The following is a 15,581-nucleotide window of genomic DNA, read 5'->3' as shown; positions in this document are numbered from 1 at the left end:
GGATCAGGCCGATTGCCGACGGACAACGTCGAGGAAGGTGTCGTAGTCACGGATGTAGTCACCCGCATCATAGAAATGCGAGGCGAAGACCATCAGCATGGCTTCGGGCGAGTACTTGTACTGGATGCCCCAGGTCATCGGCGGCAGATAGAGGCCTTTCCCCGGCTCGTCCAATGCAATCTCGACACGCTTGATGCCATCGTCGGCGACGACCGAGCAGCTGCCGTGCATGCAGATCAGGAACTGGTGACATTCACGGTGCGCATGCTCGCCACGAACCTCGCGGCTAGGAACGCCGAACACCATGAAATATCGACGCGGAATGAAGGGGATCTGGCGTTCAAACTCCCCGACGGTGAGATTTCCGCGCATGTCTGGGATCACCGGGAAGTGGAAGATCTGGACACCCTTGACCGGCGTGTCTTCCGTCAGCGTGCCCTTGCGTGCGAAGGCGACGGGGGCGGACAGGCCTGCCACAGTGTTTGCGTAGCCCACGATGGAGGCCGGACTTCCCTCGACCACTGCGGCGGGCGGCACCGACCTCGAGACAACGGAACCAGCGCTGATCACGCAGTTGGCTCCAATCGTCAAGCCCGGCAGCACGGTCGAGTGCGCACCGACTACCACGTCCCGCTCAACCAGGGTGCCACGGCCGTCTGCGTCGACGTCCACGAAGGCAGTCAGGGGCCCGATGACGGTGCCGGGTGCGATCCTCGTCCGGGTGCCGATGTAGGCAGACACACCTATTTTGCACCCGGCGCCGATGATCGCCTCCGGACCGATCCATGCGCCCGCCCCTACTTCGCAATCGGCGGCTACTGTTGCGCTCGGGTGGATTCGCGCGGTGGGATCGATGTAGGTGCTGGAACGCTCGAACGCTGGCATGAGGGTACGGTGGTTCTGGAATGGCCTCGAGGCCGAACCGGCAGGGCAACACGCTTGTGTCGGCGGACTTCCAGTGTGGCGCCTGCGGCGCGTTGCAATCAGGCGAGGACGTGGATGGTCCTGCAGGCAGTTCCAAATTCTAAGGGATCGTGGAAGCTTTTTTGTGCCGCAACTGGCGCGAAAAGGGTGGAGGGGGTGAGGAATGAGGTAAAGAGGATAATCAGCCAATGACCTCCATCTCTTCGGACGCGAATCTCCAACCTCTGCAACTTGGCGCCACCGACGTCGTCGCATTGCCACCCATAGTGGAGTTTTCCACGCTCGGGCTGGCGCCGGTCCTTCAGAAGGCGGTTGCCGAATCCGGCTACACCCAGTGCACCCCCATCCAGGCCAAGGCGATCCCGATCGTCCTCGCCGGCCGCGACGTGATGGGTGCCGCCCAGACCGGCACCGGCAAGACCGCCGCGTTCTCGCTGCCGCTGTTGCACAAGATGCTGAAGCACGAGAACGCCAGCATGTCGCCGGCACGCCACCCGGTGCGGGCCCTGGTGCTGGCACCCACGCGCGAACTGGCCGACCAGGTCGCGAAGAACATCAAGACGTATTCGAAACACACCAAGCTGCGCGCGGCGGTCGTCTTCGGCGGCATCGACATGAAGCCGCAGACGCTCGAACTGAAGGCCGGCGTCGAGGTGCTGATCGCCACGCCGGGCCGCCTGCTCGACCACATCGAGGCGAAGAACGCGGTGCTGAACCACGTCGAGTACGTGGTGCTCGACGAAGCCGACCGCATGCTCGACATCGGCTTCCTGCCCGACCTGCAGCGCATCCTGAGCTACCTGCCGAAGCAGCGCCAGACGCTGTTGTTCTCGGCCACCTTCTCGACCGAGATCAAGAAGCTGGCCGAAAGCTACCTGCAGGATCCGATCCTCGTCGAAGTGGCCCGGCCGAACGCCACCGCGTCGACGGTGGAGCAGCGCTTCTACAGCGTGTCGTCCGACGACAAGCGCGCCGCCATCCGCAAGATCCTGGTCGAGCGCGAGCTGAAGCAGGCGATCGTGTTCGTCAACTCCAAGCTCGGCTGCGCGCGCCTTGCTCGCTCGCTCGAACGCGAAGGACTCAAGACCAACGCGCTGCATGGCGACAAGTCGCAGGACGAGCGCCTGAAGGCGCTCGAGGCCTTCAAGCGCGGCGAAGTCGACGTGCTGGTCTGCACCGACGTGGCGGCCCGCGGCCTCGACATCGCCGACCTGCCTGCCGTGTTCAATTTCGACGTGCCGTTCAACGCCGAGGACTACGTGCACCGCATCGGCCGCACCGGGCGTGCCGGCGCCTCCGGCCTGGCGGTGACGCTGGTCACCCGCGACGACACCCGCCTGGTGTCCGACATCGAGAAGCTGATCAAGAAGAAGATCGAGATCGAGCCGATCGAGTTGGACGATGCGCGCCCGCGCGTGGCCGAGCGTGCCGAGCGGCCGCGCCGCAGCTGGGACGATGCGCCGGCCGAATCCCGCGAGCCGCGTGACGCCCGACCGCAGCGCAGCCATGCGCCGCCGCGCCCATCCGCCGATCCGTTCTTCGACAAGCCCTACGAGCCCAGTGCCACCGGGGAGCCGGCCTGGGAGAGCAAGGCCGCAGCCGTACCGGCCGCCGGCGGGCGGCTGTCGCCCAACATCAAGCCGAAAAAGAAGGTCGCGGCGCTGTTCGGTGCCAAGGTCGCGCCGCCGCCTCAGGCCTGACGGTCGATCGGTCGGCAGATCACCCGGCCAGCATCGAGAACACCGCCGGCACGTCGCTCGGCAACTCGGCCGGCTGGCTGCGCCAGCGGGCAATGGTGTCGCTGCGCGTCCACGCCCCGGCCAGCGTCAGCCCGCAGCTGACCGACAGGCGGGTGTCCGGGTTCAGCGCACCAAGCAGGGCGGCCAGCAACGAGGCATTGCGATACGGCGTCTCGATCATCAGCTGGGTCTGGCGCAATTTGCGCGACACCGATTCCAGCTCGCGCAAGCGGGCCGTGCGCTGCATCGCGTCGACCGGCACATAGCCGACGAACGCGAAGCTCTGCCCGTTCAGCCCGCTGGCGCCGAGCGCCATCAGCAGCGAACTCGGGCCCGACAACGGCACGACGCGGATCGACAACGCATGCGCTGCGCGCACCAGGTCCGAGCCCGGGTCGGCGATGGCCGGCAGCCCGGCCTCGGAGATCAGCCCGATGTCGCGTCCGGCGACGGCGGGTGCGAGCAGGGGTTTCAGGTCGGGCGGTGCACCGGTGTCGCGGCCCTTGGGCGACCGCGGCAATTCGACGATCGAGATCTCCTGCAGCGCGCGCGCGAGCGGCTCGACCGCATCCACCCGCTTCAGGAACGCGCGCGTCGTCTTGGCGTTCTCGGCGACCCAGTGGCCCAGGCCCGCGGCGGTGCGCAGCACCCCGCCGGGCAGCACCTCGCGCAGGTCGCTGTCGGCCGAGACGCCGAAGTCGAGCGTGTTCGGTACCAGGAAAAGCTGGCCGGGCGTCGTCATCGATCAGGCCGCGAGCGGGTCGATGCCGGCCTGGCGCAGCAACTCGGCAGTGCGGATCAGCGGCAGACCGATCAATGCCGTCGGATCGTCGGACTCGATCGCGGTCAGCAGCGCGATGCCGAGGCCTTCCGACTTGGCGCTGCCGGCGCAGTCGTACGGCTGCTCGGCGCGCAGGTAATGCTCGATCTCGCCATCCGACAGCTCGCGAAAGCGCACCCGCACCGGCACCAGTGCCGAGGCCTCGAAACGGGTCTGCAGGCACACCACGGCGACAGCGGTCTGGAACACGATCGACTTGCCGCGCATCGAGCGCAGCTGGGCGACTGCGCGCTCGTGGTTGCCGGGCTTGCCGACCGGCGTGCCGTCGAGGTCGGCGACCTGGTCGGAGCCGATCACGACCGCGTCCGGCGCCTGCGCCGCGACCGCGTGGGCCTTCGCGAGGGCCAGCCGCAAGGCCAGCACGGCCGGTGCTTCGCCGTCCCGCGGCGTTTCATCGACCTCGGGCGAGCGGACCTCGAACGGCAGGCGCAGCCGTTGGAGGAGCTCTCGCCGGTAGCGCGAGGTGGAACCGAGGATCAGCGAGGGACGTGGGGTCATGGCGAGGATTCTCCCATCGCGCGCGCTCGTACACTGGACGGATGAAGTCCCGCGTCAATGATCCCCGCCGCCTGGAAGTCGAGGCCTTCGCCCAGGAATCCGTCCGCCTCGAAGGCCGCTGGCCGCAAGACGAGCTGGTGCGCCTGAAGCAGAGCGCGCTGCCTGAAAGCCGTGCCGATGTCACCTGGGTGGCCCAGGGCGAGCGTCGCGTGGCGCCCGGAGGTGCCGCCGAGACCTGGCTGCATCTGACGGCCGAAACCACCGTGACCTTGCAGTGCCAGCGCTGCCTGTCGGCGATGACCGCGCCGCTGGCCATCGACAGTTCGTTCCAGTTCGTGGCCGGCGAAGACGCGGCTGCGGCGCTCGACGCCGACAGCGAGCACGACGTGCTGGCGCTGACCCGCGAGCTGGACCTGCTGACGCTGGTGGAAGACGAGCTGCTGCTGGCGCTGCCGATCGTGCCGCGCCACGCGCACTGCCCGCAGCCGCTGGAGGTGCCGGTGTCCGACGAAGAGGTGGCGGCCGAGAAGGAGGCCCATCCGTTCGCCGCGCTGGCCGCCCTGAAGCGCGGCCAGCTGCCCAATTGATCCGGGGCTGAGAGGCCATGCTAGAATCGCAGGCTTTTTCGTCAAAGCGTTGATTGCGTCCCCGGAAGATCCTGGGGGGCTTCAGCGCCATCCGCCTGGCTCCTGAGAGGGTGTGGGGATGTTTACCGAGACCTGCAAGGGCCTCAGGCTCAAGGAGAAATTTCATGGCCGTTCAGCAAAACAAGAAGTCGCCCTCGAAGCGCGGTATGCACCGTGCGCACAATGCCCTGACCAACCCGGGCACGGCGATCGAGCAGACCACCGGTGAAACGCACCTGCGTCACCACATCAGCCCCACCGGTTTCTACCGTGGGCGCAAGGTCCTGAAGACCAAGGCTGACGCCTGAGTCGCTTGTCGCGCAGTTCCGCCTGTTCGCGCACCGTCGCGGTCAAGGCAAGATGCGTGAAACCTGCGAGACCTTGCACCGACCCGGCCTGCGGCCCGACGCAGTGCCGGGCGTTTGTCTTTCTGGTGGTGGCTGCTTCGGTGGTCGCTGCCTGAGTCCGCTGCCGTACCTTTCGCCGCCGCTCCTGTGTCCATGAACCCGATGTCGCCGCCCGCCGCGACCGATGTCATCCGCCTGTCCATCGACTGCATGGGCGGCGATCACGGTCCTTCCGTCACGCTGCCCGCCTGCCGTGCCTTTCTCGCCGCCCACCCGCTGGCCGAGGTGGTGCTGGTCGGTCGTGCCGAGGTCCTGGCGCCGGCGGCCGGCTGGGAGCGCTGCCATGTCGTGGTGGCGACCGAGGTCGTCGAGATGGACGACGCGGTCGAGGTGGCGCTGCGCCGCAAGAAGGATTCGTCGCTGCGCGTCGCGTTGACGCAGCTCAAGTCCGCTGCCGACGGCCAGGCGCCGCGCGCCCATGCCTGCGTGTCCGCCGGCAACACCGGTGCGCTGATGGCCGTCGCGCGCTACCTGCTGAAGACGCTCGAGGGCATCGACCGCCCGGCCATCGCCGCGGTGATGCCCAACCAGAAAGACGGCTACACGACCGTGCTCGATCTCGGTGCCAACGTGGACTGCAGCGCCGAGCACCTGCTGCAGTTCGCAGTGATGGGCAGCGCGCTGGTCGCGGCGGTCGACGGCAAGGAAAACCCGAGCGTCGGCCTGCTGAACATCGGCGAGGAAGTCATCAAGGGCAACGAGACGATCAAGCGCGCCGGCGAGCTGCTCCGCGCCGCGGCCGAGGGCGGCCACGTCAACTTCCACGGCAACGTCGAAGGCAACGACATCTTCAAGGGCACGACCGACATCGTCGTCTGCGACGGCTTCGTCGGCAACGTCGCGCTGAAGACCGCCGAAGGCCTTGCGTCGATGCTGTCGAACTTCATCAAGCAGGAATTCACGCGCAACATCTTCACGAAGATGGCCGCGCTGGTGGCGCTGCCGGTGTTGAACCACTTCAAGCACCGCGTCGACCACCGCCGCTACAGCGGCGGCGCGCTGCTCGGCCTGCGCGGCCTGGTGTTCAAGGCGCACGGGTCGTCCGATGCCTATGCGTTCGAGCAGGCCTTGAATCGGGCTTATGATGCGGCCCGCAATCACTTGCTGGATCGGGTGCACGACCGGATTCGCGATTCGCTGCATGCCTTGCCCACCCCTGCAAGTGCAGGCGGTGCAACGCCCGACGGTGCCGCCCTCGCTGCATGACCCAACCTTCTGCGACCCGCTATTCGCGCATCACCGGCACCGGCAGTTACCTGCCGCCGAAGCGCCTGACCAACGAAGCCCTGGCCCTTGAACTGGCCGCCAAGGGTGTCGAGACTTCCGATGAGTGGATCGTCGCGCGCACCGGCATCCGTGCGCGCCACTTCGCCGAGCCCGATGTGCCCTGCAGCGACCTGGCCCTGCCGGCCGCGCGGCATGCGCTCGAGGCGGCCGGCATCGCCGCGTCGCAGATCGACCTGATCATCGTCGCGACCTCGACGCCCGACATGGTCTTCCCGTCGACCGCCACCATCGTGCAGCGCAAGCTCGGCATCGCCGGCTGTGCGGCCTTCGACGTGCAGGCGGTGTGCTCCGGCTTCGTCTATGCGCTGACCGTGGCCGACTCGATGATCCGCACCGGGGCAGCCAGCAAGGCGCTGGTGATCGGCGCCGAGATCTTCTCGCGCCTGCTCGATTTCAACGACCGCACCACCTGCGTGCTTTTCGGAGACGGCGCCGGCGCCGTGGTGCTGGAGGCGAGCGACACGCCCGGCATCCTCGCGAGCGAGCTGCATGCCGATGGCCGCCATGCCGACATCCTCTGCACGCCCGGCACCGTGTCCGGCGGCAAGATCACCGGCGACCCGCTGCTGAAGATGGACGGCCCGGCCGTCTTCAAGCTCGCCGTCGGCGTGCTCGAAGACGTGGCGCGCTCGGTGCTCGCGAAGGCCGGGCGCACCGATGCCGACATCGACTGGCTGATTCCGCACCAGGCCAACATCCGCATCATGCAGGGCACGGCCAAGAAGCTGAAGCTGCCGCTGGACAAGCTGATCGCAACGGTGGACGAACACGGCAACACGTCCGCCGCCTCGATCCCGCTGGCACTCGACGTCGCGGTGCGCGCCGGCACGGTGAAACGCGGCGACACCGTGATGCTCGAGGGCGTCGGCGGCGGGTTCACCTGGGGCGCGGTGCTGTTCGACTACTGAGCACGCGCCCAGCAACCGTCCGCGATCTGTCCAGTTTTCTCTGCATTGCCGCGACTACAAGGCGCTGACATGACTTCGTTCGCATTCGTCTTTCCCGGCCAGGGTTCACAAGCCGTCGGCATGCTCGACGCCTGGGGCGGCCACGCCGCCGTGCGCGACACGCTGGCCGAAGCGTCGAACGCCCTCGGCGTTGATGTGGGCCAGCTGATCCACGCCGGCCCGAAGGAATCGCTCGACCTGACCGAGAACACCCAGCCGGTGATGCTGACCGCCGGCGTCGCCTGCCTGCGGGCCTGGCTCGCCGAGACCGGGCTGCAACCTGCGGCGGTGGCGGGTCATTCGCTGGGCGAGTACGCGGCGCTGGTCGCGGCCGGCGTCATCGGCCTGTCCGATGCGTTGCCGCTGGTGCGCTTTCGTGCGCAGGCCATGCAGCAGGCGGTGCCGGTCGGTGCCGGCGGCATGGCGGCCATCCTCGGGCTCGATGCCGATGTCGTGCGCGCCGGCTGCGCCGAAGCCGCGGCGGCGTCCGGCGAGATCGTCGAGGCCGCCAATTTCAACGACCCGAAGCAGACCGTGATCGCCGGCACCAAGGCCGGCGTCGAATTCGCGTGCAGCCTGCTGAAGGACAAGGGCGCGAAGCGCGCGCTGCCGTTGTCGGTGTCGGCGCCGTTCCATTCGAGCCTGATGCGCCCGGCTGCCGAGCAGCTGAAGGCGCGGCTGGACGGCCTGGTGCTGAACGCGCCGCGCATCCCGCTCGTCAACAACATCGACGTCGCGGTGCAGGACGATCCCGCTGCCATCCGCGACGCGCTGGTGCGCCAGGCCTTCGGCCCGGTGCGCTGGGTCGAGGTGGTGCAGGCGATCCGTGCGCGCGGCATCCGCCACATCTTCGAGTGCGGGCCGGGCAAGGTCCTGGCCAGCACGATCCGCCGCATCGACGCCGATGCGGTCACGGCCGCGATCCACGATCCGGCCACGCTGCTGGAAGCGAAAGGCCTGTTGGCATGAGTGATTCCCAGAACGCATCGGCGCTGGCCGGGCAGGTTGCGCTGGTGACCGGCGCCTCGCGCGGCATCGGCCGTGCCATCGCGCTGGCGCTGGCAGCCCAGGGCGCCAAGGTCATCGGCACCGCGACGACGCCGGCCGGTGCCGACGCGATCGGCGCGGCACTGTCGGCCTTTCCCGGCAGCCGCGGCCTGTGCCTGAACGTCAACGACGGCCCCGGCATCGAAGCGGCGATCGACGCCATCCTCAAGGAGCACGGCGGCCTGCAGATCCTCGTCAACAACGCCGGCATCACGCGCGACACCTTGTCGATGCGCATGAAAGACGACGACTGGGATGCGGTGATCGACACCAACCTGAAGGCGGTGTTCCGCGTCAGCCGGGCGGTGATCCGCCCGATGATGAAGCAGCGCTTCGGCCGCATCATCAACATCACCTCGGTCGTCGGCGCGAGCGGCAATGCCGGCCAGGCCAACTACGCGGCCTCGAAGGCCGGCGTCGCCGGCATGACGCGTGCGCTGGCGCGCGAGCTCGGCAGCCGCGGCATCACCGTCAACTGTGTCGCGCCGGGCTTCATCCAGACCGACATGACGAGCGAACTCTCCGAACAGCAGACCACCGCGCTGATGGCGCAGATTCCGCTGGGTCGACTCGGCCAGGCGAGCGACATCGCGCACGCGGTGAGCTTCCTGGCATCGACCCACGCCGGCTACATCACCGGCGCGGAGTTGCACGTCAATGGCGGCATGTTCATGAATTGACGCCAACGACGCCGAACGGCGTCGAACGCATCGACCTCGAACCACCTACCGACCGGAAGGCCCCGACCGGAACCTGGTTTGCAGCGTGATGGCCTGACTTAGAGCCGACACCCTGCAAGCCTTAGAATCTCGGGCTGTTTCAGCAAACCCTCTTGGAGGAGTCATGAGCGATATCGAAGCACGTGTGAAGAAAATCATCGCGGAACAACTGGGCGTTCCGGAAGCCGATGTGTCCAACGAGAAGGCTTTCGTGGCAGACCTGGGCGCTGATTCGCTCGACACCGTGGAACTGGTGATGGCCCTCGAAGACGAGTTCGGCATCGAGATCCCCGACGAAGAAGCCGAGAAGATCACCACCGTGCAGCTGGCGATCGACTACGCCGTCAAGCACCAGAAGGCCTGAGCCTTCGTTCCCAACTGAGCAGCATCGCATGAGCCGTCGCCGCGTCGTCATCACCGGGCTCGGCCTCATCAGTCCCGTGGGCAACACGGTCGCTGAGGGGTGGGCCAACATCGTGGCCGGGCGCTCCGGCATCGCGACCATCACCAAGTTCGATGCGTCGCCGTTCGCCTGCCATTTCGCGGGCGAAGTGAAGGGCTTCAAGGTGGAGGATTACTTCCCCGCCAAGGAAGCCCGGCACATGGACACCTTCATCCACTACGGCCTGGCTGCATCGATGCAGGCGGTGAAGGATGCCGGGTTGCCCACCGGCGACGCTCTGAGCGAAGACGAGGCCGAGCGCATCGGCTGCCTGGTGGGCTCGGGCATCGGCGGCCTGCCGATGATCGAGGAGACGCATGCCGAGCTGGTCGAACGCGGTCCGCGCCGCGTGTCGCCGTTCTTCGTGCCGGCGTCGATCATCAACATGATCTCGGGCCATGTGTCGATCAAGTTCGGTTTCCAGGGACCGAACCTCGCGATCGTCACGGCCTGCACCACCGGCCTGCACTGCATCGGCGAAGCCGGTCGCCTGATCGAGTACGGCGATGCCGACGTGATGATCGCCGGCGGGGCCGAATCGACGGTGTCGCCGCTGGGCATCGGCGGGTTCGCGGCAGCGCGCGCGCTGTCCACGCGCAACGACGATCCGGCCACCGCCTCGCGTCCCTGGGACAAGGACCGCGACGGCTTCGTGCTCGGCGAAGGCGCCGGCGTCGTGGTGCTCGAGGAATACGAACACGCGAAGAAGCGCGGCGCGAAGATCTATGCGGAGCTGGTCGGCTTCGGCATGGGTGCGGATGCCTTCCACATGACGGCGCCGAGCGTCGACGGGCCCAAGCGCTCGATGAAGGCGGCGCTGCGCAATGCCGGCCTCAATGCCGACCAGGTGCAGTACCTGAACGCGCACGGCACGTCCACGCCGCTCGGCGACCTGAACGAGAGCAACGCCATCAAGCTGGCCTACGGCGACCATGCGAAGAAGCTGGTCGTCAGCTCGACCAAGTCGATGACCGGCCACCTGCTGGGCGGCGCCGGCGGCATCGAGTCGGTGTTCACGACGCTCGCGCTGCACCACCAGGTGGCGCCGCCGACGATCAACATCTTCAACCAGGATCCCGAGTGCGACCTGGACTACTGCGCCAACACCGCGCGCGACATGAAGATGGAGTACGCGGTGAAGAACAACTTCGGTTTCGGCGGCACCAACGGCACCTTGGTCTTCAAGCGCGTCTGACCGGCCCGATCCGCGCCCGGCATGCACGCGCCAGCCGAGTTCCAGCTCACCGTGTCCCGCTTCGGCGCCTGGCGCGGCGGCCTCGCCGTGTCGGGCTTGCTCGTCTGGAGCAGTGCAATCGCGTGGTGGACGACCACCGAGCGGCCGCTGTCGTCGGTGGCATGCGGTTTCCTGCTGCTGGCCTGCGTGGCGGCCACCGCATCGTTGATGTCCCTTGCCCGGGTGCCGGGTTTCGTGCTGCGCTGGGACGGCGGGCAATGGCATCTGGGCTGGGCCGCCGGAGAGCCTTCGACCGGGTCGCTGCAGGTGGCCATCGATGGCGGCCGCTGGCTGCTGCTGAAGTTCGTGCCGGATCGCAAGGCGCACCGCTGGCCGGCCTCGCACTGGCTGCCGGTACAGCGCCCGGGGCTCGAGCACGACTGGCACCGCCTGCGCAGCACCCTGTTCACCGCACGGCCGACGGCGATGCCTGAGGCCTTCGGCCAGGACAGCCGGCCATGAGCATGACCACGCCGGATGCCGACGCCCCGTTGATCGAGCGCATCAAGCGCGGCGACGTCAAGGCGTTCGAGATGCTGGTCGTCAAGTACCAGCGCCGCATCGAACGGCTGATCGGCCGAATGGTGCGCGACACCGACCTGGTGCAGGACATCGCCCAGGAGACCTTCATCCGCGCTTACCGGGCGATCCCGCAGTTCCGCGGCGAGAGCGCGTTCTACACCTGGCTGTACCGGATCGCGGTCAATGCCGCGAAGAAGGCGCTGGTCGAGATGAAGCGCGACCCGATCGTGACGGAATCCGCACGCGCTTCGCGGGACGAGGACGACGAAACTTCCCGGGTCGAAAATGAACTAACGAACGGCGAAACGCCCGAAGCGCTGCTGGCCTCGAAAGAAATCGCGGCGACAGTGAACGCTTCGATCGATGCGCTGTCTGAAGATCTTCGCCAGGCGATCACGCTGCGCGAAATCGAGGGCCTGAGCTACGAAGAGATCGCCGAAGTGATGAATTGCCCGATCGGCACCGTCAGATCGCGCATTTTCCGTGCGCGCGAGGCGATTGCGCTGAAACTGCGTCCGTTGCTGGACACCCGGGAAGGCGAGCGCTGGTGAGGCGGTCGGGTCGCGTGCTGAACATGAATGCTGGAGCTGGAAATGTCACAGTCGTCTGAAGGCAGTGCGTCGATGGAGGGCCTGTCGGCCCTGGTCGACGGGGAACTCGGATCCGACGCGGGCGCGCGCGCGTGCGCGCAATGGCGAGAGGATCCGCAAGCACGCGCCCAGTGGCATGCCTACGCCTTGATCGGCGACGTGATGCGGTCCGAAGACCTGGCGTCGCCGGTCGACCGCGACTGTGCCTTCCTCGCCCGGCTGCGTGCGCGCCTGGCCGACGAGCCGGTGGTGCTGGCTCCGGCCGAGTTGCCGGCACCCGTCGAACTGCCTGCGGTCGCGGCGGTGGCGGCTGGAGGCTCGCGCCGCGGCTGGCGCACACCGGTGGCGGTGGCCGCCGGGTTCGTCGTGGTGGCCGGCGCGCTGGTCGCCACCTCGGTGCCCGGTTCGCTGCCCTTCGGTGGCAGCCCGGCGACTGTCGCGCAATCGGGTGCCGCATCCGCGGTCGCGATGGTGCCGTCGCCGCTGCGCGCGGTCAGCGTCGCGCAGGACACCGAGCCGGTGCGGCTGAACGGGCAGCTGATCCGCGATGCACGCCTCGACGAATACCTGTCGGTGCATAAAAAGTTCGGCGGCAGTTCCGCCCCGGGCGTGCCGTCGGGCTTCCTGCGCAACGCCGCAGCCGAAGCGCCCGCCCGCTGACACGGATCCACCGACCCATGCTGCTGCGCCTGTCCGCGTTGATGGTGAGTTGTGCGTTCGTCGCCTTTGCCCCGGCCAGCCGGGCGCAGGGCGCGCTGGTCGGGGGCGACCCGCTGGTCGAGGCGCGCGAAACCCAGGCCTGGCTGACCCGCATCACCGACGCGGCGAACAAGCGCAACTTCCAGGGCACGGTGGTGGTCAGCGCGGGCGGCACGGTGGCGAGTTCGCGCATCGCGCATTTCTGCGATGGCCGCAACCAGTACGAGCGCATCGACTCGCTCGAAGGCCAGATGCGCAACGTGCTGCGCCAGAACGACGTCGTCCACACGGTGTGGCCGCAAAGCCGCGTCGCGATGGTCGAGCAGCGCGATTCGATGAGCTCGTTCCCGGCGTTGCTGCAGGCCGGTGCACAGCACGTGACCGACTTCTACGAACTCAAGCCGATGGGCGTCGAGCGCGTCGCCGGTCACGAGGCCAACGTACTGCAGCTGCGCGCCAAGGATGCGCATCGCTTCGGCTACCGCCTGTGGGCCGAGAAGAACACCGGCCTGCTGCTGCGCACCGAGGTGCTGGGCGAACAAGCCGAGGTGCTGGAGTCGTCGGCGTTCTCCGACGTCAGCATCAACGTCAAGCCGCAGGCGGAACTGATCACGCAGCCGCTGCGCAAGCTCGACGGCTACCGCATCGTGCGGCCGCCCGTCACGCCGGCCAAGCTCGAATCCGAGGGCTGGTCGCTGAACCATGGCATTCCCGGCTTCACGCAGGTCAGCTGCGTCAAGCGGCCGTTCGACGGTGCGCTGCGGATCCGCGGCGCGACCGAGCCGGTGCTGCAGGCGGTCTATTCCGATGGGCTGACCTTCGTGTCGGTCTTCATCGAGCCCTACAACGCCGAACGGCACCAGCGTCCGATGTCGACCCTGATCGGTGCGACCCAGACGATGATGCGCCGCCATGGCGACTGGTGGGTGACCGTGATGGGTGACGTGCCGACCGCGACGCTGCGTGCGTTCGCGGCGGGGCTGGAACGCAAGAAGTAGCCTGCCGGCGTGCGGCTGCACGCGCGGCCCTGTGGGTGTATCGAGGGAGTGCTCGGCATGCAAGCTGTGATCGATCAACGCCGGTGTGCACCGGAGAACGCGCTGCGGATGCGTGTGGCGGCGGTCGGGCTGGGCGCGATCTTCTGGCTGGTGCCACCGGTCGGTGCGCAAACCCCGGTGCAGGCCCCGATGCAGGCACAACCCCCCGCGCAGACGCAGCTGCTGCCCGACTTTGCTGACCTGGTCGAGCGCGCCAGCCCGGCGGTCGTCAACATCCGCACCACCGAGCGCGCGACCGATTCGCCGCGCGGGCCGTTCCGCCGTCGCGCACCGGCCGTGCCGCAGCAGCCCGGCGACGAGGTGCCGCGCGGCGAAGGCTCCGGCTTCATCCTCAGCGCCGACGGCTACGTGATGACCAACGCGCATGTGGTCGATGGCGCGACCGAGGTCTACGTCACGCTGACCGACAAGCGCGAGTTCAAGGCGAAGATCATCGGCGCCGACGAGCGCACCGATGTCGCGCTGGTGAAGATCGACGCCACCGGGTTGCCGTCGCTGAAGATCGGCGATGCGGGACGGCTGCGCGTCGGCGAATGGGTGCTCGCGATCGGCTCGCCGTTCGGGCTCGAGAGCACCGTGACTGCCGGCATCGTCAGCGCCAAGCAGCGCGAGACCGGCTCCGATGTGCCGTTCATCCAGACGGATGTGGCGGTGAACCCGGGCAACTCCGGCGGGCCGCTGCTGAACATCCGCGGCGAGGCGGTCGGCATCAATTCGCAGATCCTCAGCCCGATCGGCAGCTTCGTCGGCATCTCGTTCGCGATCCCGATCGACGAGGCGATGCGGGTGGCCGACCAGTTGAAGGCCACCGGCCGTGTCGTGCGGGGTTACCTCGGCATCCAGCCGATCGACGTGCCGCGTGAACTGGCCGAGGAGTACGGGCTCGCGAAAGGCAAGGCCAAGGGCGCGTTCGTGCGCCAGGTCGTCAGCGGCACGCCGGCCGACAAGGCGGGCATCCAGCCGGGCGATGTCGTGATCAGCGTCAACGGCAAGCCGGTCGATGGTGCCGTCGACCTGCGGCGCACGCTGGGCGCGCTGAAGCCAGGCAGCGCGATCACGCTGCAATGCAACCGGCGCGGCAAGCTGCTCGATTTCAAGGCGAGCCTCGCCGAATTGAATCCGCAGGTCGCTGCTGCGGCGACCGAGCGGCCGGAGGCGCCGGTCGAGCCGCGCGCAGCCGGTGCCGCGAAGGTCTGGGGCTTGAGCGTCGCGAACCTCACCGATGCGGAGCGCCAGTCGCTGCGCGGTGCGAACGGCGTGCGCGTGAGCGCGGTGACCGGCGGTGCCGAGGCGGCTGGTCTGAAGGCCGGCGATGTGATCGTCGCGGTCGGCACGGCCGATGTCACCGACGTGAAGCAGTTCGAGGCCGTGGTGTCCAAGCTCGACAAGAACAAGTCGCTGCCGGTCACGGTGCTGCGTGGCGACTGGGCGCAGTTCCTGAGGATTCCGGTGCTGAAGTGACGGGCGGGATATCCGACTGCCGGCGCGGGGATTGCCTTGCTTCTTCCGCAATGTGGGATCTGCGGCAAGAACTTCCGGCAAGACAAATTTGAGGCGATCGTCAAAAAGTGAGTGTGCGCACGCATCATCCGGTTGAAGGGCGCTAATTCAGCGTGCTTTTGGCTACAATTCGACCCTCGCGTCTCGGCTTTATTGCCAATCCGGTCAACGAGTGGTGGCGTCTGAAACTATCCCCAAGCTACCCACAAGGCTTTGTGGATAAGTTGTGGAAAGATTTTGCTGTTGGAGACCTGCAACGACAAGAAATCAAGCAACGGCGCGGTTTCCGGCGGGGTGCTTTTGGCTACAATGAAGGCCCAACAAGCAGTTGCCATACGTTTTGTTGGAAGGCGCGTCAGTTCTTCGACGTGCCTTTTTTTTGTTCACGGCCCGGGTCTTCGACCCATCATGTCGAGCGTGCGTGTCACGCGACAACGCGCACGTCATGAGCCATCAACGCAGCGGCGCAGCCGTTGCAGCGTCGAACAGCGGCGCAGCGGA

Annotated in this window: 17 protein-coding genes; 14 read left to right on the top strand and 3 right to left on the bottom strand. The window is 67.5% G+C overall.

Annotation, left to right across the window (positions count from 1 at the left end; translation table 11 throughout):
• Positions 1-3 precede the first annotated feature (3 nt).
• A complete protein-coding gene (locus ASC98_RS22120) occupies positions 4-885 on the bottom strand; it encodes a WxcM-like domain-containing protein (protein WP_056815825.1) in 882 nt (293 codons plus the stop codon).
• A gap of 227 nt (positions 886-1,112) precedes the next feature.
• Between ASC98_RS22120 and ASC98_RS22115 the strand changes: the two genes are divergently transcribed.
• Positions 1,113-2,624 (top strand): DEAD/DEAH box helicase, encoded by a 1,512-nt coding sequence (locus ASC98_RS22115; RefSeq protein WP_082541993.1) that lies wholly within the window; start codon positions 1,113-1,115, stop codon positions 2,622-2,624.
• 19 nt (positions 2,625-2,643) lie between these two features.
• Here ASC98_RS22115 and ASC98_RS22110 read toward each other — a convergent pair whose 3' ends face one another.
• The gene (locus ASC98_RS22110) at positions 2,644-3,405 is read right to left on the bottom strand and encodes an SAM-dependent methyltransferase (protein WP_056815823.1); all 762 of its coding nucleotides are present in this window, start codon (positions 3,403-3,405) and stop codon (positions 2,644-2,646) included.
• Positions 3,406-3,408: 3 nt separating this feature from the next.
• Positions 3,409-4,002 (bottom strand): Maf family nucleotide pyrophosphatase, encoded by a 594-nt coding sequence (locus tag ASC98_RS22105; RefSeq protein ID WP_056815819.1) that lies wholly within the window; start codon positions 4,000-4,002, stop codon positions 3,409-3,411.
• 41 nt (positions 4,003-4,043) lie between these two features.
• On the opposite strand from ASC98_RS22105, the gene ASC98_RS22100 reads away from it, so the two are divergent.
• The 13 genes from ASC98_RS22100 to ASC98_RS22040 all read left to right on the top strand — a co-directional run bounded on the left by ASC98_RS22100 (position 4,044) and on the right by ASC98_RS22040 (position 15,041).
• Positions 4,044-4,589, top strand: a complete 546-nt coding sequence (locus ASC98_RS22100; protein WP_056815816.1) for a DUF177 domain-containing protein — start codon at positions 4,044-4,046, stop codon at positions 4,587-4,589.
• Positions 4,590-4,753: 164 nt separating this feature from the next.
• Entirely contained in the window at positions 4,754-4,936 is a 183-nt protein-coding gene (rpmF, locus tag ASC98_RS22095; protein WP_056815814.1) for a 50S ribosomal protein L32, read from the top strand.
• Positions 4,937-5,137: 201 nt separating this feature from the next.
• Positions 5,138-6,241, top strand: a complete 1,104-nt coding sequence (gene plsX / locus ASC98_RS22090) for a phosphate acyltransferase PlsX (RefSeq protein WP_056816046.1) — start codon at positions 5,138-5,140, stop codon at positions 6,239-6,241.
• Positions 6,238-7,230 (top strand): beta-ketoacyl-ACP synthase III, encoded by a 993-nt coding sequence (locus tag ASC98_RS22085; RefSeq protein WP_056815811.1) that lies wholly within the window; start codon positions 6,238-6,240, stop codon positions 7,228-7,230. The genes plsX and ASC98_RS22085 overlap by 4 nt, the downstream gene beginning before the upstream one ends.
• A gap of 69 nt (positions 7,231-7,299) precedes the next feature.
• Complete coding sequence (gene fabD / locus ASC98_RS22080) at positions 7,300-8,238, top strand: ACP S-malonyltransferase (protein WP_056815809.1); 939 nt, start codon at positions 7,300-7,302, stop codon at positions 8,236-8,238.
• Positions 8,235-8,996: a 3-oxoacyl-ACP reductase FabG gene (gene fabG, locus ASC98_RS22075; protein WP_056815806.1), complete on the top strand. Its 762-nt coding sequence runs from the start codon at positions 8,235-8,237 to the stop codon at positions 8,994-8,996. Before fabD ends, fabG begins: the two co-directional genes overlap by 4 nt.
• Before the next feature lie 163 nt (positions 8,997-9,159).
• Entirely contained in the window at positions 9,160-9,399 is a 240-nt protein-coding gene (gene acpP, locus ASC98_RS22070) for an acyl carrier protein (RefSeq protein WP_009552529.1), read from the top strand.
• A gap of 28 nt (positions 9,400-9,427) precedes the next feature.
• Complete coding sequence (gene fabF, locus ASC98_RS22065; protein WP_056815804.1) at positions 9,428-10,672, top strand: beta-ketoacyl-ACP synthase II; 1,245 nt, start codon at positions 9,428-9,430, stop codon at positions 10,670-10,672.
• A 21-nt stretch (positions 10,673-10,693) separates the two neighbouring features.
• On the top strand, positions 10,694-11,173 hold the full coding sequence (locus tag ASC98_RS22060) for a hypothetical protein (RefSeq protein WP_056815799.1): 480 nt from the start codon (positions 10,694-10,696) through the stop codon (positions 11,171-11,173).
• Positions 11,174-11,175: 2 nt separating this feature from the next.
• Complete coding sequence (gene rpoE / locus ASC98_RS22055) at positions 11,176-11,784, top strand: RNA polymerase sigma factor RpoE (RefSeq protein ID WP_082541994.1); 609 nt, start codon at positions 11,176-11,178, stop codon at positions 11,782-11,784.
• Between the two features lie 42 nt (positions 11,785-11,826).
• The gene (locus ASC98_RS22050; protein ID WP_057480052.1) at positions 11,827-12,483 is read left to right on the top strand and encodes a sigma-E factor negative regulatory protein; all 657 of its coding nucleotides are present in this window, start codon (positions 11,827-11,829) and stop codon (positions 12,481-12,483) included.
• 17 nt (positions 12,484-12,500) lie between these two features.
• Entirely contained in the window at positions 12,501-13,520 is a 1,020-nt protein-coding gene (locus ASC98_RS22045; RefSeq protein ID WP_056815791.1) for a MucB/RseB C-terminal domain-containing protein, read from the top strand.
• A gap of 57 nt (positions 13,521-13,577) precedes the next feature.
• Positions 13,578-15,041: a Do family serine endopeptidase gene (locus ASC98_RS22040; RefSeq protein ID WP_082542011.1), complete on the top strand. Its 1,464-nt coding sequence runs from the start codon at positions 13,578-13,580 to the stop codon at positions 15,039-15,041.
• Positions 15,042-15,581: the final 540 nt, after the last annotated feature.

The sequence above is a fragment of the Rhizobacter sp. Root1238 genome, from assembly GCF_001425825.1.
Lineage (GTDB): Bacteria > Pseudomonadota > Gammaproteobacteria > Burkholderiales > Burkholderiaceae_C > Rhizobacter.
This window is presented reverse-complemented; position numbering and strand designations above follow the sequence as displayed.

Coding starts and splice junctions, on each gene's coding strand:
- ASC98_RS22120 (WP_056815825.1), bottom strand. CDS start 885: ATGCCAGCGTTCGAGCGTTCCAGCACCTACATCGATCCCACCGCGCGA.
- ASC98_RS22115 (WP_082541993.1), top strand. CDS start 1,113: ATGACCTCCATCTCTTCGGACGCGAATCTCCAACCTCTGCAACTTGGC.
- ASC98_RS22110 (WP_056815823.1), bottom strand. CDS start 3,405: ATGACGACGCCCGGCCAGCTTTTCCTGGTACCGAACACGCTCGACTTC.
- ASC98_RS22105 (WP_056815819.1), bottom strand. CDS start 4,002: ATGACCCCACGTCCCTCGCTGATCCTCGGTTCCACCTCGCGCTACCGG.
- ASC98_RS22100 (WP_056815816.1), top strand. CDS start 4,044: ATGAAGTCCCGCGTCAATGATCCCCGCCGCCTGGAAGTCGAGGCCTTC.
- rpmF (WP_056815814.1), top strand. CDS start 4,754: ATGGCCGTTCAGCAAAACAAGAAGTCGCCCTCGAAGCGCGGTATGCAC.
- plsX (WP_056816046.1), top strand. CDS start 5,138: ATGTCGCCGCCCGCCGCGACCGATGTCATCCGCCTGTCCATCGACTGC.
- ASC98_RS22085 (WP_056815811.1), top strand. CDS start 6,238: ATGACCCAACCTTCTGCGACCCGCTATTCGCGCATCACCGGCACCGGC.
- fabD (WP_056815809.1), top strand. CDS start 7,300: ATGACTTCGTTCGCATTCGTCTTTCCCGGCCAGGGTTCACAAGCCGTC.
- fabG (WP_056815806.1), top strand. CDS start 8,235: ATGAGTGATTCCCAGAACGCATCGGCGCTGGCCGGGCAGGTTGCGCTG.
- acpP (WP_009552529.1), top strand. CDS start 9,160: ATGAGCGATATCGAAGCACGTGTGAAGAAAATCATCGCGGAACAACTG.
- fabF (WP_056815804.1), top strand. CDS start 9,428: ATGAGCCGTCGCCGCGTCGTCATCACCGGGCTCGGCCTCATCAGTCCC.
- ASC98_RS22060 (WP_056815799.1), top strand. CDS start 10,694: ATGCACGCGCCAGCCGAGTTCCAGCTCACCGTGTCCCGCTTCGGCGCC.
- rpoE (WP_082541994.1), top strand. CDS start 11,176: ATGACCACGCCGGATGCCGACGCCCCGTTGATCGAGCGCATCAAGCGC.
- ASC98_RS22050 (WP_057480052.1), top strand. CDS start 11,827: ATGTCACAGTCGTCTGAAGGCAGTGCGTCGATGGAGGGCCTGTCGGCC.
- ASC98_RS22045 (WP_056815791.1), top strand. CDS start 12,501: ATGCTGCTGCGCCTGTCCGCGTTGATGGTGAGTTGTGCGTTCGTCGCC.
- ASC98_RS22040 (WP_082542011.1), top strand. CDS start 13,578: ATGCAAGCTGTGATCGATCAACGCCGGTGTGCACCGGAGAACGCGCTG.